At 54.1% G+C, this 15,484-nt stretch carries 14 protein-coding genes; 8 read left to right on the top strand and 6 right to left on the bottom strand.

The window, feature by feature from the left end; translation table 11 throughout:
- The first annotated feature begins 74 nt into the window (after positions 1-74).
- Positions 75-2,060, top strand: a complete 1,986-nt coding sequence (gene parE, locus QK300_RS07660; RefSeq protein ID WP_281301115.1) for a DNA topoisomerase IV subunit B — start codon at positions 75-77, stop codon at positions 2,058-2,060.
- Between the two features lie 27 nt (positions 2,061-2,087).
- On the opposite strand, the gene thiS is transcribed toward parE, so the two are convergent.
- Positions 2,088-3,071, bottom strand: coding sequence for a sulfur carrier protein ThiS (gene thiS / locus QK300_RS07655; RefSeq protein ID WP_348651852.1), 984 nt, complete (start codon positions 3,069-3,071; stop codon positions 2,088-2,090).
- Between the two features lie 314 nt (positions 3,072-3,385).
- Here thiS and aroQ point away from each other — a divergent pair, with 314 nt between their 5' ends.
- From aroQ to aat, 4 genes are read left to right on the top strand one after another with little or no spacing between them, the layout of a single operon-like run.
- Complete coding sequence (gene aroQ / locus QK300_RS07650; protein ID WP_281301113.1) at positions 3,386-3,835, top strand: type II 3-dehydroquinate dehydratase; 450 nt, start codon at positions 3,386-3,388, stop codon at positions 3,833-3,835.
- A gap of 7 nt (positions 3,836-3,842) precedes the next feature.
- Complete coding sequence (gene accB, locus QK300_RS07645; protein ID WP_281301112.1) at positions 3,843-4,343, top strand: acetyl-CoA carboxylase biotin carboxyl carrier protein; 501 nt, start codon at positions 3,843-3,845, stop codon at positions 4,341-4,343.
- A 15-nt stretch (positions 4,344-4,358) separates the two neighbouring features.
- Positions 4,359-5,717: an acetyl-CoA carboxylase biotin carboxylase subunit gene (gene accC / locus QK300_RS07640; RefSeq protein WP_281301111.1), complete on the top strand. Its 1,359-nt coding sequence runs from the start codon at positions 4,359-4,361 to the stop codon at positions 5,715-5,717.
- A 21-nt stretch (positions 5,718-5,738) separates the two neighbouring features.
- Positions 5,739-6,389, top strand: coding sequence for a leucyl/phenylalanyl-tRNA--protein transferase (gene aat, locus QK300_RS07635; RefSeq protein ID WP_281301110.1), 651 nt, complete (start codon positions 5,739-5,741; stop codon positions 6,387-6,389).
- Here aat and QK300_RS07630 read toward each other — a convergent pair.
- From QK300_RS07630 to QK300_RS07620, 3 genes are all read right to left on the bottom strand, one after another.
- Entirely contained in the window at positions 6,326-6,805 is a 480-nt protein-coding gene (locus tag QK300_RS07630; RefSeq protein ID WP_281301109.1) for a DUF2155 domain-containing protein, read from the bottom strand. The two genes, aat and QK300_RS07630, sit on opposite strands and share 64 nt — an antisense overlap.
- Before the next feature lie 16 nt (positions 6,806-6,821).
- A complete protein-coding gene (gene mlaD, locus QK300_RS07625) occupies positions 6,822-7,283 on the bottom strand; it encodes an outer membrane lipid asymmetry maintenance protein MlaD (RefSeq protein ID WP_281301108.1) in 462 nt (153 codons plus the stop codon).
- Between the two features lie 63 nt (positions 7,284-7,346).
- Positions 7,347-7,727 (bottom strand): NADH:ubiquinone oxidoreductase subunit NDUFA12, encoded by a 381-nt coding sequence (locus QK300_RS07620; protein WP_281301107.1) that lies wholly within the window; start codon positions 7,725-7,727, stop codon positions 7,347-7,349.
- 393 nt (positions 7,728-8,120) lie between these two features.
- Here QK300_RS07620 and QK300_RS07615 point away from each other — a divergent pair, with 393 nt between their 5' ends.
- Both QK300_RS07615 and QK300_RS07610 read left to right on the top strand, forming a co-directional pair.
- Positions 8,121-11,786 carry a vitamin B12-dependent ribonucleotide reductase gene (locus QK300_RS07615; RefSeq protein ID WP_281301106.1) on the top strand — a complete coding sequence of 1,222 codons (3,666 nt, stop codon included), beginning with the start codon at positions 8,121-8,123 and terminating at the stop codon, positions 11,784-11,786.
- A 186-nt stretch (positions 11,787-11,972) separates the two neighbouring features.
- On the top strand, positions 11,973-13,748 hold the full coding sequence (locus QK300_RS07610; RefSeq protein ID WP_281301105.1) for a bifunctional diguanylate cyclase/phosphodiesterase: 1,776 nt from the start codon (positions 11,973-11,975) through the stop codon (positions 13,746-13,748).
- On the opposite strand, the gene QK300_RS07605 is transcribed toward QK300_RS07610, so the two are convergent.
- Positions 13,738-14,094 (bottom strand): hypothetical protein, encoded by a 357-nt coding sequence (locus QK300_RS07605; protein WP_281301104.1) that lies wholly within the window; start codon positions 14,092-14,094, stop codon positions 13,738-13,740. The two genes, QK300_RS07610 and QK300_RS07605, sit on opposite strands and share 11 nt — an antisense overlap.
- A gap of 223 nt (positions 14,095-14,317) precedes the next feature.
- Here QK300_RS07605 and QK300_RS07600 point away from each other — a divergent pair, with 223 nt between their 5' ends.
- A complete protein-coding gene (locus tag QK300_RS07600) occupies positions 14,318-14,620 on the top strand; it encodes a DUF4389 domain-containing protein (protein ID WP_281301103.1) in 303 nt (100 codons plus the stop codon).
- A gap of 83 nt (positions 14,621-14,703) precedes the next feature.
- On the opposite strand, the gene QK300_RS07595 is transcribed toward QK300_RS07600, so the two are convergent.
- The gene (locus QK300_RS07595; RefSeq protein ID WP_281301102.1) at positions 14,704-15,213 is read right to left on the bottom strand and encodes a DUF3168 domain-containing protein; all 510 of its coding nucleotides are present in this window, start codon (positions 15,211-15,213) and stop codon (positions 14,704-14,706) included.
- Positions 15,214-15,484: the final 271 nt, after the last annotated feature.

Genomic DNA, 15,484 nt, shown 5'->3' with positions numbered 1-15,484 from the left:
TGCCATCCCCCCCCTGATCCCGCCTATATAGTGGGCTTCATCATTCGCGTTTTCAGTTGAGAGTAAACGGCCCCATGGCTGATCTGTTTCAAGACGTATCGCAAACCTCTTCCAATTATTCGGCTCAGGATATCGAAGTTCTTGAAGGTCTGGAGCCGGTGCGCCAGCGCCCGGGGATGTATATCGGCGGAACCGATGAACGCGCCCTGCACCATCTGGTGGCAGAAGTCATCGATAATTCGATGGATGAAGCGGTGGCCGGTCATGCCAATCGCATCGATGTCGAGATGAAAGACGATGGCAGCATCATCATTGGCGATAATGGGCGGGGCATCCCGGTGGATGAACATCCGAAATTTGCCCCCAAATCGGCTTTAGAAGTGATTCTCACCACCTTGCATTCCGGCGGCAAGTTCAAGGAAGGGGCCTATGCCACATCGGGCGGGCTGCATGGCGTGGGCATTTCGGTGGTGAATGCCCTGTCTGCGCATCTTGAGATCGAAGTGGCCCGCGAACGCACCCTTTATCGCCAGAGCTATGCCCGGGGAAAGGCCCTTGGTCCGCTGGAATGCCTTGGCCCGGTGCAAAATCGCCGGGGCACGCGGGTGTGCTTCATCCCCGATCCCGATATTTTTGGTGAAAAAGCCGCGCTCAAGGCCGCCCGTGTTTATAAGCTGGTGCGCTCGAAAGCTTATCTGTTTCGTGGTGTGGAAATCCGCTGGCGCTGCACTGAAGCCCTGATCGAAAAAGGCGATGCCACGCCGCGCGAAGATACTTTGCATTTCCCCGGTGGGCTGGCCGATTTTCTGGGCGAAAGCCTGAAAGGCCGGACAATGGCCACAGAAACGCTTTTTGCCGGGATCGCGCAATTTCCCGATCAGGCCGGCAAAGTGGAATGGGCGATAGGCTGGCCGGAATTTGGCGATGGTCAGCTTTCCACCTATTGCAATACCGTGCCCACCCCCCAGGGTGGATCCCATGAAGCCGGGCTGCGGATGGCGGTGCTAAAATCCGTGCGCGCCTATGGCGAGATGACCGGCAATAAACGTGCCGCCCAGCTTGTGGCCGATGATGTTTTTACGAATGCTGCGGCGATGCTGTCGGTTTTCATCAAAAATCCGCAATTCCAGGGCCAGACCAAGGAAAAGCTCTCAAGCCCCGAAGCCACGCGATTGGTGGATAATGCCGTGCGCGACAGTTTCGATCACTGGCTGGCCGAACAGCCCGAGCGCGGTCAGGCGCTTTTGAGCTGGTCCATCGAACGCATGGATGAACGCCTGCGCCGCCGTGCTGAACGCGAAGTGAAGCGCGCGTCTTATACCTCCAAACGCCGCCTGCGCCTGCCCGGCAAGCTGACAGATTGTTCGCAGGATAAAGCCGAGGGCACAGAAATCTATATCGTTGAAGGCGATAGCGCCGGAGGCTCGGCAAAGCAGGCCCGGGATCGTAAAACTCAGGCCGTTTTGCCCATCCGGGGGAAAATCCTGAATGTGGCCAGTGCCACCGCCCAGAAAATCGCCGCGAATCAGGAAGTGCAGGACCTGACCCTGGCCTTGGGTTGTGGGGTGCGCGATCATTATAATGGCGATGCCCTGCGCTATGAAAAGGTCATCATCATGTGCGATGCCGATGTGGATGGGGCCCATATCGCCACCCTGTTGATGACCTTCTTCTTTCAGGAAATGCCGCAATTGGTGCGGGATGGCAGGCTTTATCTGGCCCAGCCGCCGCTTTATCGGCTGGCGAAAGGCGGGATCGTGCATTATGCCCGCGATGATGCCCATAAAGATGCGCTGATGGCCTCGGTTTTCGCCGGAAAAACGAAGGTCGAGGTGTCGCGATTCAAGGGCTTGGGCGAAATGCCCCCCGCCCAATTGCGCGATACCACGATGGCGCGTGCCAGTCGCACGCTTTTGCGGGTCACTTTGCCCCAGCCGGGCGAAGGCTATCGGGTGATTGCCGATCTGGTGGGCCGATTGATGGGCAAACGGCCCGAAGATCGCTTTGCCTTCATTCAGGATCATGCTGAATTTGTGGATAAAAATGCGCTGGATGTGTGACATCCGGCGCTGCAAACCCGCTCGCGATCAGATCAGGCCGGATAAAGGGCTTGAGGGATCGGCATAGCGTTTTTTCGGCATTCGCCCGGCCAGATAGGCATCGCGCCCGGCTATCACGGCATGGCGCATGGCCCGCGCCATGCGGATCGGATCTTTGGCTTCGGCGATGGCAGTATTCATCAAAACCCCATCACAGCCCAATTCCATGGCAATGGCCGCATCCGATGCCGTGCCCACCCCCGCATCCACCAGAACCGGCACGCGGGATTGCTCAACAATCAGGCGGATATTGACCGGGTTCTGGATGCCCAAACCCGAGCCGATGGGCGCCCCCAATGGCATGATCGCCACACAGCCCATGGCATCCAGTTCGCGCGCAAAAAGGGGATCATCGCTGGTATAAACCATCACCTTGAAACCCTCATCGATCAGCACCCTTGCTGCTGCAAGGGTTTCACGCATATCGGGATAAAGGGTGGCTTTATCGCCTAAAACCTCGAGCTTCACCAGATCCCAGCCCCCGGCTTCACGCGCCAGCCGCAAGGTGCGCACCGCATCATCCGCCGTAAAACAGCCTGCGGTATTGGGCAGATAGGTGATGCTTTTGGGATCGAGATAATCGGTCAGCATCGGTTGCGAGGGATCCGACAGATTGACCCGGCGCACGGCCACAGTGACGATTTCCGCCCCCGATGCCTTTACCGCCTCAGCCGTTTGGGCAAAATCACGATATTTTCCGGTGCCCACGATCAGCCGCGAGCGATAACGCACACCGGCAATGACCAGCGGCTCATCAATGACGCTCTGATCCTCCCCGCCACCTACGAAATGCACGATTTCAAGCCTGTCGCCATGGGCAATATCAACTGCGCCATAGGTGGATCGGGGCACGATCTGGCGGTTGCGTTCCAAAGCCACTTTCTGAGGGTCTAAAGATAAGCTTTGCAAAAGTGTTTGCGCCGTCATCGGCCCTTCAAAAGACCGCTCTTCGCCATTGATCGAAACAATAATCACAGATACACCCGTATTTGAAAAAACGCGCCGGTTCATCCTGGTGGCTCTGAATTAAACACGCGAGCAAACCGAAATGAACAACGCTTCAACCCTTATCCCTGAAATAATGCAAGGCCCGCTCTATTTCAAAGGCTAATCATAAGGAAAAGAAGCCCAAAGCGCTTTTCTGCATGCTTTTGTCGGTTTATACGCCTAAAACAAAGGGGATAAGATAGGATGCCTTATATTGAGGCTCACGCCTTGCCTCAGAATGCCACCGCCCATCACGTCGTATGAAAGACCTGCGAACCAAAGACCGGAATTGCCCTTCCATGCTCCATATCCATGTTTTAAACGGCCCTAATCTCAATCTTCTCGGCACACGCGAACCGCATATCTATGGGGCGGAAACGCTGGATGATGTTGAACAAAAGCTGGCCGCCTACGGCAAAGAGCATGATATCAGCTTCACCCTGCGGCAAAGCAATCATGAAGGCCAATTGATCGATTGGCTGCATGAAGCCCGCACGAAAGCCGATGGGGTTATCATCAATCCCGGGGGCCTGACCCATAGTTCGATTTCTCTGGCCGATGCCGTGGCAGCGATTGCCATCCCGGTGGTCGAGGTTCATTTAAGCAATATCTTCGCCCGTGAAAGCTTTCGCGCCCATTCCACGATCAGTGCCGTTGCCACCGGCATCTTGACCGGCTTTGGCACCACAGGCTATCTGATGGCAGCCCATGCGCTTGCCGCCCTTTTATCCCGCACTGAAAAAGGATGAGACATTCATGTCAAAGCTGAAAGATGCCAGGGATTTGATCCGGGAATTGGCGGATCTCCTTCAGTCATCAAACCTAAGTGAAATCGAGGTGGAAGACGAAGACATCCGCATCCGGGTGGGGCGTCAATTGCCAACCCAAACTGTGATGCAGGCGGCCGTTCCGCCCTCTTATAGCCTGTCTCAGGCCCCGGCAACATCCGAACCCGCATCCGCTGCATCTGCACAAGGGTCTGGATCAGGATCTGCAGCCGCCGCACCGAGCCTAGAAACTCACCCGGGCATGGTGCCTTCGCCCATGGTTGGCACGGTTTATCTGTCGCCCGAACCGGGGGCACCTGCCTTTTTCAAGGTTGGCGATAGCGTTAATGAAGGGGATACCCTGCTGATCGTGGAAGCAATGAAGGTGATGAACCCCATCTCGGCTCCGCGTTCGGGAAAAATTCTCCATATTCTGGTCTCTGATTCCCAACCGGTTGAATATGGCGAGCCACTTTTGATTCTCGAATAAAGGGTGGCATTTGCAATGTTCCAAAAAATTCTGATCGCCAATCGCGGCGAAATCGCCCTTCGCATCCATCGCGCCTGTCAGGAAATGGGCATCAAAACGGTGGCCATTCATTCCACCGCTGATGCCAGCGCCATGCATGTGCGCCTGGCCGACGAATCCGTGTGTATCGGCCCGCCATCCTCAACGGATAGCTATCTCAATATTCCGGCCATCATTGCCGCTGCCGAGATCACGGGGGCGGACGCCATTCATCCGGGCTATGGGTTTTTATCGGAAAATGCCCGTTTTGCCGATATCGTTGAAGAGCATAATCTCACCTTCATCGGCCCCACTGCCGAGCATATCCGCACCATGGGCGACAAGATCGCCGCCAAGGAGACCATGAAGCGCTTGGGGGTTCCTGTGGTTCCCGGCTCGGATGGGGGGATCACCGATGATGAAACCGCCTTTAGAATTTCCGATAGCATCGGCTATCCGGTCATCGTCAAGGCTGCTGCGGGCGGTGGCGGACGCGGGATGAAGGTCGCGCAATCACGATCAGCCCTGTCGGGTGCCCTGACCGCTGCGCGCACCGAAGCCCGGGCGGCTTTTGGCGATGATGCCGTTTATATCGAAAAATATCTTGGCCATCCGCGCCATATCGAAATTCAGGTTTTAGGCGATGGGCGCGGACAGGTGCTGCATTTAGGCGAGCGCGATTGTTCTTTGCAGCGCCGTCATCAAAAAATTCTCGAAGAATCCCCCTCGCCCGTGATCAGCCTTGCCCAAAGAAATGCCATTGGAGAGCGCTGCGCCAAAGCCCTTGCGGATATCAAATATCGCGGTGCCGGGACCATCGAATTTCTCTATGAAGATGGCGAATTCTTTTTCATCGAAATGAATACGCGCCTGCAGGTCGAACACCCGGTCACGGAAATGGTCACCGGGATCGATCTGGTCCGCGAACAGATCCGGGTGGCAGCGGGCGAAGATCTGCGCTTTGCCCAGAAAGACATCACCCTGCGCGGCCATGCCATCGAATGCCGGATCAATGCCGAGGACCCCGCCAATTTTGCACCTTCCCCCGGCACCGTTACCGATTATCATGCCCCTGGCGGTTTGGATGTTCGGGTGGATTCGGCCCTTTATGCGGGTTATCGCATCCCCCCTTATTATGATAGCCTGATCGCCAAGCTGATTGTGCGCGGGGAAAATCGTGAAGATTGCCTGATGCGCCTGCGCCGCGCCCTCGAGGAATATGTGATCGCCGGGGTTAAAACATCGATCCCGCTGCATAAATTGCTGGTTGATAATCCGGATTTTCAAAGTGGAGACTATAATATCCACTGGCTGGAAAAATTTCTGAAATCACGGGCGGATCAGGGGCTTTCATAAAAGGCATCGGATGATAAACCCATGGCGCGGCTAACCCCGGAATTATTGCTACGCGCTTATGCCTGCGGGCTTTTCCCTATGGCAGAAAGCCAGACAGCCAGCGATATTTTCTGGGTTGATCCTGAAAATCGCGGAATTTTGCCGCTCTCATCCTTTCATATATCGCGCAGCCTGAAACGGGTGGTGCGCAAGGATCTGTTTGATGTGCGGATCAATACCGCCTTTCGCGATGTGATGATCGGCTGCGCCAGCCCGGCCCCTGATCGGGCCGATACCTGGATCAATGATCAGATCCTTGCCCATTATTGCCGTCTTCATGAAATGGGTGCCGCCCACAGTGTGGAATGCTGGCAGGATGGCCGCTTGGTGGGCGGCCTTTATGGGGTGGATCTGGCGGGGGCCTTTTTTGGTGAAAGCATGTTTCACCGGGTGACAGATGCCAGCAAGGTTGCCATGGTGCATCTGGTTGCCCGGCTTAAATATGGCGGCTATCAATTGCTTGATACCCAATTTGTGACCGAGCATCTGCAACAATTCGGGGCCCGGGAAATCAACCGGGATGCCTATCACGAGCTGCTCAAATCAGCCTTGCGCGTTCAAGGGGATTTTTATTCACTACCAGAAGGATTATCGGGTGAAAGGGTTTTGCACGCCATCACCCACACATCATAAACCGGATGCTCCAGCGCATGAAGGCCGGGGCTTGAGGCCATCATCCATCCGGTGAACAGGCGATTCCTGCTGTCGTCGATCATTTCATCGATTTCCAGAAAGGCAAAGGTTTCAGGCTGTTCTTCAGGTGGTCGGGATTGGCAATGGCGGGATGTAATAATCAGGCTGCCAAATTCCACCGGCTGATTTTTGGGAAGCTCAAGCTCGGTGATGCGCGCGGTCACCTTATCCATGGCGCGGGCAATAGTGATGGTTTTCACCCCGTCCTCTGGCTGATCTCTATCCTGCCCAGATAAGGGCTGATGGCTTTGCCCTATCGCGCCCTGCCCCACTATGGCCTGCGCCGATAATGGCGGGATCAACAAAATACCACCCAAAACCACAAGGGATACGGGCAAGATGCGGCCACTCATCATCAGGGAACCAAGCCCTTTATTCCTCGCTGCTGCTTGCCGGATCGCCACTATAAACCGCCTTGGAAATCAGGCCAAACAGATCAATCGGCCCTTGAGTATCATAGACTTCTTCGCCTGCAGACAGATATTCATCAAGGCCGCCCGGCTGCAATTCAACATAGGTATCGCCCAAAAGCCCATCAGAGGTGATTTTGGCAAAGCTGTCGGTCGAAATTTCAAGAGATTTATCAACCGTGAAGCGCACCACGGCCTGATAGCTTTGAGGATCAAGGCGCTGCCCGGTCACGGTGCCGATCTTGATCCCGGAAATCCGCACATCCGCCCCCAGCGTCAAACCACCGACCCGATCAAAACGGGCCTGCAGTTCATAGCCCGAGGCACTGCCCACATTCGTTGTGGTATAGGCAATATATAAAAACGCCCCGGCAACCGCCAGAACCACAGCCCCAATCATGGATTCAACGAGATTACCACCCACGCCAGTCTCCCATCCCATATTCAGCCGTAAAAACCATAGTCTGCTTCATTCTCGCATGAAGCATCAATTGGGCCGCCAAGGCTCATAATCGCCCGTGGCCCGATCACGTCCGGTGCTTTTTTTCAGGCTGCCCGGGGGCGCATAAGCCGCATCCGATCCCGTGAGATTGGGACGATGGGGCTTTTCCCAGGGCTTTGGCACATAGTGGCTTTGATCGGGCAGATCATTGGTGGTGCGGTGCAGCCAGCGGTGCCATTCCGGCGGCACGCGCGAGGCTTCGACCTCACCTTTATAAATGACCCAGCGGCGATCCCCTTGCCGCGCCTTGTAATAGATATTGCCATCCTGATCTTCGCCCACACGCTCGCCTTTGCGGGCGGTAAAAAGCGCGGTGCCGATGGTTGCCCCATTCCACCAGGTGAATAGCTTTTGAAACACAGTCATCTTGCGATCTCGTCCCTTGTGTCATCGCTATGGATCGGCTGCAAAGCATCGACCCGAAAAACGCCGGGACTATGGCAAGTTCAGGCCAAAAGGTCCAGCGATAGATCATCCTTGGCCATGCAGCATAATCCCATTCCTCATGAATGGCGATCAAAGCTGCGCGAGTGGGTTTGGGAGTCGGCAAAATGGGGGGCTTCTACGCACCCCTGTCAATAAAACTTTTGCAGAAAGATCGCTTGCGACTCCCATGATTCAGACTAAACTTGGTGTCTGCTTGGATGGACATGCCCATATCTATGGTCATCGGCTTGCTGATAGCCGCATGTTTTTGCATGTCGGACAGGACCAAAAGCACAGATTTTATAAACGTTACAATAAGGCCAGGGGGAAGACATGCGTTTTGAGCGTCGATTCACGAAAGATGGGCAATCGCCTTATGATGGGCTCGTATTTCGTCAGGCCGTGAGTGAGATTCGCAATCCCGATGGGACCATCGTTTTTCAGATGAATGCGGTGGATGTGCCAGCGGCATGGTCGCAGGTGGCCACCGACATCATTGCGCAGAAATATTTCCGCAAGGCCGGGATTCCGGCGGTTTTAAAGCCGGTTGAAGAAAAAGCCGTCCCCTCATGGCTATGGCGACGCGTGGCGGATGAAGAGGCCCTCAAAGCTCTGCCCAAAGACAAGCGCTATGGTGCGGAAACCAGTGCCCGGCAGGTTTTTGATCGGATGGCCGGTGCCTGGACCTATTGGGGCTGGAAAGGCGGCTATTTCCACGCCGAGGACGATGCGCGGGTCTTTTATGATGAAATGCGCCTGATGCTTGCTCGCCAGATGGCCGCCCCCAATTCCCCGCAATGGTTCAATACCGGCCTGCATTGGGCCTATGGAATCGATGGCCCCAGCCAGGGCCATTTTTATATCGACCCCGAAACCGAAACGCTGGTGCGCTCAAAAAGCGCCTATGAGCATCCCCAACCCCATGCCTGTTTCATCCAAAGCGTGTCTGATGATCTCGTCAATGAAGGCGGCATCATGGATTTATGGACGCGGGAAGCCAGGCTTTTCAAATATGGTTCCGGGACCGGATCGAATTTTTCCCATATTCGCGGTGAGAAGGAATCGCTTTCGGGCGGCGGCCAATCCTCAGGTTTGATGAGCTTTTTGAAAATCGGCGATCGGGCCGCAGGAGCAATCAAATCGGGCGGCACCACCCGCCGGGCGGCGAAAATGGTGGTGGTGGATGCCGATCACCCCGATATCGAAGCCTTCATTAGCTGGAAAGTGATTGAAGAACAAAAGGTTGCGGCGCTGGTTTCCGGCTCTAAATTATGTGAGATGCATCTCAACCGGATCATCGAGGCCTGCCATGCGGCTCGCGATGCCTTGGGCGATGAAGCCTTCGAGCCCAAGAAGAATCAGGACCTGAAGCGCGAAATCCTCGCCAGTCGCAAGGCCATGATCCCGGAAAACTATGTGCAGCGGGTGATTCAGTTTGCACGCCAGGGCTATCGCCGCCTTGATTTCCACACCTATAATACCGATTGGGATTCCGAAGCCTATGTGACCGTATCGGGCCAGAATTCCAATAATTCCATCCGTGTTACCGATGCCTTCATGCGAGCCGTGAAAGCGGGCAGCGATTGGGATCTGATCAAACGCACCGATGGATCGGTGGCCAAAACCCTCAATGCCGCAGACTTATGGGATCAGGTGGCCTATGCTGCATGGTCTTGCGCTGATCCCGGCATTCAATTTCACAGCACGATCAATGATTGGCACACCTGCCCCGCATCGGGGGATATCCGGGCGTCCAATCCCTGTTCGGAATATATGTTCCTTGATGATACGGCGTGCAATCTGGCCTCGCTCAATCTCATGCAATTCCGTCTCGAAGGCGGCGATTTCGATGTCGAGAATTTTGAACATGCTGTTCGCATGTGGACATTGGTGCTCGAAATCTCGGTGCTGATGGCTCAATTCCCATCGGAAAAAATCGCCGAGCTCAGCTATCGCTATCGCACCCTTGGGCTGGGCTATGCCAATATCGGCGGGCTTTTGATGTCATTGGGCCTGCCTTATGACAGCGATGAAGGCCGCGCCTTATGCGGTGCCATCACCGCTCTGATGACCGGCACATCTTACGCCACCTCGGCGGAAATCGCCTCCGAGCTTGGCCCCTTCCCCGGCTATGCGGATAATGCCGATCATATGCTGCGGGTGATCCGCAATCATCGGCGGGCGGCCTGGGGCGAAGATGATGGCTATGAAGGCCTGAAAACACGTCCGGTGCCTTTGGATATCGAATGCTGCCAGGATCAGGCTTTGGCGGTGGCTGCCGGGGCGGCCTGGGATCGGGCGCTGGAACTGGGCGAAATGCATGGCTATCGCAACGCCCAATCAACGGTGATCGCCCCTACCGGCACCATCGGACTGGTGATGGATTGCGATACCACCGGGATCGAGCCGGATTTTGCCCTCGTCAAATTCAAAAAGCTGGCGGGCGGCGGCTATTTCAAGATCATCAACCGGATCGTACCCCAGGCACTTGATGTTTTGGGTTATGAAGCCGATGAAGTTCGCGACATCATCAATTATGCGGTGGGCCATGGCACCCTCGCCCAGGCCCCGCATATCAATCATGACCGCCTGAAAGAGCGGCATTTCGCGCAAGTGCAGATCGATGCCATCGAAGAGGGGCTGAAAAGCTGTTTCGATATCCGCTTCGTCTTTAATCGCTGGACTTTGGGCGATGCCTTTTGCAAGGACGTGCTGGGCTTTAGCGATGCACAGCTTGCCGATATCAGCTTTGATATGCTCCGCGAACTGGGGTTCAGCCGGGCAGAGGTGGATGAGTGCAATCTTTATGTTTGCGGCGCCATGACCCTTGAAGGCGCCCCACATCTGCGCAAGGAACATCTGCCGGTTTTCGATTGCGCAAGCCCCTGCGGACGGATTGGCAAGCGTTCCTTATCATGGGAAAGCCATATCCGCATGATGGCCGTGGCCCAGCCTTTTGTTTCGGGGGCGATTTCCAAAACCATCAATATGCCCAATCTCGCCTCGGTCGAAGATTGCAAGCGAGCCTATGAGTTGAGCTGGTCTTTGGGCCTCAAAGCCAATGCCCTTTATCGCGATGGCTCGAAATTGTCCCAGCCTTTGTCGGGTTCCCTCCTCAATGAAGAGGATCTGGAGGATCTGCTCGATGATCAGGTGCCCTTAGGCGAAAAAGCCCATAAGGTGGCGGAACGCATCGTGGAGCGGATTATTGAACGTGAAGCGCCGAAAACCCGCCGCAAGCTGCCGCATCGCCGCAAGGGCTATACCCAAAAAGCTGTTGTGGGTGGCCATAAGGTTTATTTGCGGACCGGCGAATATGATGATGGCGAAGTTGGCGAAATTTTCATCGATATGCACAAGGAAGGGGCAGCCTTCCGCTCTTTGATGAATAATTTTGCCATCGCTATTTCCATTGGCCTGCAATATGGCGTGCCTTTGGAAGAATTCGTCGATGCCTTCACCTTCACGCGATTCGAGCCTTTCGGCCGCGTGGAAGGCAATGATGCCATCAAGATGTCAACATCGATCCTTGATTATATCTTCCGCGAACTCGCCGTTTCCTATCTTGGCCGCAATGATCTGGCCCATGTGGAGCCTGATGATATGCGCCATGATACCCTGGGCGATGGCATCAATGAAAAGCTCCCCGAAGCTGGCACTTTGGCTGCCTATCAGGCTTCCGAAGCTCTTGATAAAGTGCTGGGGCTGGCTTCAAACGGCTATGTGCGCTCTAATCTTTATGTGCTGAATACACCTAAAAACAGCAGCACAGCCCCGGCTAAAAGCCCAACGCAGCCTTCATCTGTTGGACTGATGGCGGTAACGGAAGACATTTCAAGGGAAGTGAAAACGGAAACGACAACCTATACTCGCCGCGCCGAAGCCCGGATGAAGGGCTATGAAGGCGATGCCTGCGGGGAATGTGGCAATTTCACCCTTGTGCGCAATGGCACCTGCCTGAAATGTAATACCTGCGGCGGCACCAGCGGCTGTTCCTGACCCCAATTGTTTCAATCTGAAACAAAACAAGGAGAGATCTTCGGGTCTCTCTTTTTTTTGATCTGATTTGGGAAAAATTAATTCCTATCTTTAAGAAATCTTTAGGGGCGAAGATGGAAGCTGATCCCCGCTCGCCTCATGAAGAAAATATTTGAGGGCCAGCCCAGAAAACGGGATCTGCAAATAATGGATGGACATATGCTGGGGATCGAAAGCGACCGCCTGAAAACGGCAGAAGCCATAGAGATCGACCCACTCGCCCTTCTCGATCATCTGAACCTTGGGGTTTTGGTTTGCGAGATTGATGCCGACCATGGCTGCCTCATCCTGACCGCCAATAAAAGCGCGCAGGATCTGATCCTGATCGATCCACGCCTTGTGAACCGAGGCGATGCCGGGTCTGCGGTGCTTGCGGAAAAAATGACTCTTGATGATATTCCGGTTCTGGAATTTGGCGAGCCGCTCTTGAGCGAATTTCATCGCGCCCTGCGTCTTCAGCGACCCGTTCATTATGAGTGGAAGATCGAATCGGTTGAAAGCACCAAGGTCTATAGCTGCACTATCACCCCTTTGGATCAAGGCGGTGCGGTTAAGCCCAGAATTTTATGCACCCTCACCGACAAAACCACGGAAAAAAGAGCACAGGCCAATCTTCTCCATCACGCCTTGCATGATCATCTCACCGGCCTGCCCAATCGCAGCCACTTTCTCAATCGTCTTGAGGATGAAGTGGCGCGTTGTAAAAATGAGGAAGGTCGTGCCTGTGCCGTGCTCATGCTCAATGTGGATCGCTTTCAACTCATCAATGAAGGATTTGGGCACCCCATCGGGGATGAATTTCTGATCGAAATGGCCAATTCCCTTAGGGCCTGCCTACGCAATTCCGATCTTTTGGCCCGCTTCAATGGCGATGAATTTGCTATTCTCATCGATGATATCGAAGGCCTTGAGGATGCGACCGGCCTTGCAAAACGCATTCACGAGATGATGAAAGCGCCGCGCAAGATTGCCGGTGTCGATGCCTATATGTCGGTGGGTATCGGGGTGACAACCAGCGAAATCAGCCATAAACATGCCGAAGATATGATCCGGGATGCGGATATCTCCATGCATCGGGCGAAAAAACGCGGGCCTTCCAGAACATTTGTCTTTGCTGCTGAGAGCAATACCGTTCGGACCGGCCAGATTCAGCTTGAAACAGACCTGCGCCATGCGATCGAAAATGGCGATCTCGAGCTTTATTATCAGCCGATCATCGATCTGGAAAATGGCAATAGCATCGCTTTTGAGGCCCTCACCCGCTGGCATCATCCCATCCACGGCCCTGTGTCTCCGGCTCGGTTCATTCCGATCGCCGAAGATAGCGGGCTTATCCTGCCCCTGGGCCGCTGGGCTATGATGGAAGCCTGCCAGCAATTGGCTACATGGCAAAAAAGCATCAAGAATACGCAGAATATCTATGTTAATGTGAATATGTCTGCGGTCCAGCTTTTGGAAGATGAGATTTCCCGCACCGTGGCGCATTGCTTAGCGCAATCTGGCTTGGAAGGTCGGAATTTACGCCTTGAAATCACCGAAAGCGCCCTTGTGGCCAATCCCGAATTTGCGGCTCGATGCCTTCATGAAATCAAGGAACTCGGCCCCACCCTTGCCCTGGATGATTTTGGTACGGGATATTCATCGCTCAATTATCTCAATAGCTTTCCAATTGATTGTATCAAGATCGATCGATCTTTCGTGGGTCAGGTTGATCGCGATGAACAATCATCGAAAATCATTCGCATCATCACCATGCTGGCCGATACCCTGCGCATGTCGGTGGTTGCCGAAGGCATAGAAACCAGCGAACAGCATATGATGATGCGCTCTTTGGGGTGCCGCTATGGCCAGGGCTATCTGTTTTCACGCCCTCTGCCCAAGAAGGACGCGACAGCTCATTTGCGAAAGCAATTCAAACCATAAGAAACAATTTGTTGTGGCAAGGGCTTGAACCCTTGCCGCGATGACCGACATAATGGACCTTGAGTTGACCGCCGATAGTCTCAAGGAGATGTGCCGTGGCCCAGGACCAAAATCCAAAAGATATCTCATCAGCGACAGAAGATCCCAACGCGCCAAAGCCCGCCTCCGGCCCCGCCCCAAAGACATCTGAGACGTCTGAGACATCTGGCGAGCCAACGCCGACGGCACAAGCTAAAGAAACGGCGTCAGCCCCCGCTTCGCCCGCGAAAAAAACGACGAGCCCGACACGTCCGGCCAAAACTGCAAGCTCAAAGGCTAAACCATCCACCAAGGCGAAAACGCCCAAAAAGCCGGCGTCCCGCTCCACCACAACAAAGAAACCCGCAGCAAAATCGGCATCTGCTGCAAAAGCGGCTCCGAAAACCGCAGCAGTTCAAACCCAAAGCCCGCCAAAAACCGCCAATCCTCAGACAGCCAATGATGGGGCAGCCAATCATGGGGCAGCCAATCATGGCCCTGCGGCCGCAGATAGCCCCCAAAATGACGAGCAAAGGCACAGCCAGCCTCATATGGATCATGAAAAGACCTTTCATCTCGATTGGCTGTGGCGGGCTTTGGCCGTGCTCTCTTTTGGGTTCATATCCTATATTCTGCTGGTTTTGGCCTGGGTTCTGGCCGCCGTGCAATATGGGGTCATCATCATCAGAGGCGAGAAAAATCAGCCGCTTTCAAATCTGATGCAGCATCTCAATGCCTATCTGTCCCAAATCCTGGGCTATCTTGGCGGCGACACCAAGGCCACTGATCTGCCTTTCCCGTTCAGCGATTTGCCCATGAAATCCGAGGCTGATAGCGATCAATCTCAAGGTTAAAACCTTTCAGTCCAGAATAAGGCATGAAAAGCCAGCCATGACGAGAGGTACTATAGCCTCCCGTTTCATGCGCTGATGCGTCCTCAATCGCTCACGGTCAGCGCCTTGAAAAACATACGGCAGCGGGTGATCCCGTTTTTATCAGCGGCATAAGTTTCCGAACATTCAAATTGCAATTCGATCAATGCATGTCCCGGAATGGGAAAATCTGCATCATGCAGCCTTTCGATCACCAAAGCCGCAAGCGCCCGTATTGATAGCTGCTGCTCATCCGCCTCAAGCTCTAAAACCAGCCTGTGTTCTTCTCCATCAAATGTGGCGGAATGCCAGGCATGCGACGTGCCAGCCCCCATAGCAATCGAGGCGGACTTTGTCGCGCCCCTGTCCGGGCCTATGATATCTGCCAGTGTTTTGATCTTCTGATCCCCCTCCAGTGCTTTCACTAATGCACGATGGAGTCCCCATGATGCGTCCGCTTTCATCCAGCCTGCTCCTTGCTTATGCACATAAAAAAAGCCGATGCAGTGTCGCATCGGCGGAAATCCACTATCCGGATTTATCCATATTGGTACATTTATTCTGTTAGTTGTCAAGCTTTTGGATTATTCAATTCGCAATAAATACGCCATACAGCCTTCAGTTGCTAAACGGAAATGCTTTATTCCTGTGGTCACATTAAGCATGATATCAAAATAAAATCTTTATATTATAATAAGTTAATCTTTTATGTTCACATCGAGATTTAGGTTATACCGCCAATGATCCGAAAGCTGTAAAGAAACCAGCCAATATATGGGTCATATGATAAAGCGGAATAATCCGTCATAAAAAAGGATTTTTCCTATTGCCAAGACACAGACCAAC

The organism is Iodidimonas sp. MBR-22 (assembly GCF_029946565.1).
In the GTDB taxonomy this organism is placed as follows: domain Bacteria; phylum Pseudomonadota; class Alphaproteobacteria; order Sphingomonadales; family Rhodothalassiaceae; genus Iodidimonas; species Iodidimonas nitroreducens.
Note: the sequence above shows the minus strand (reverse complement) of the source record. Positions and strands in the feature narration are given on the sequence as shown.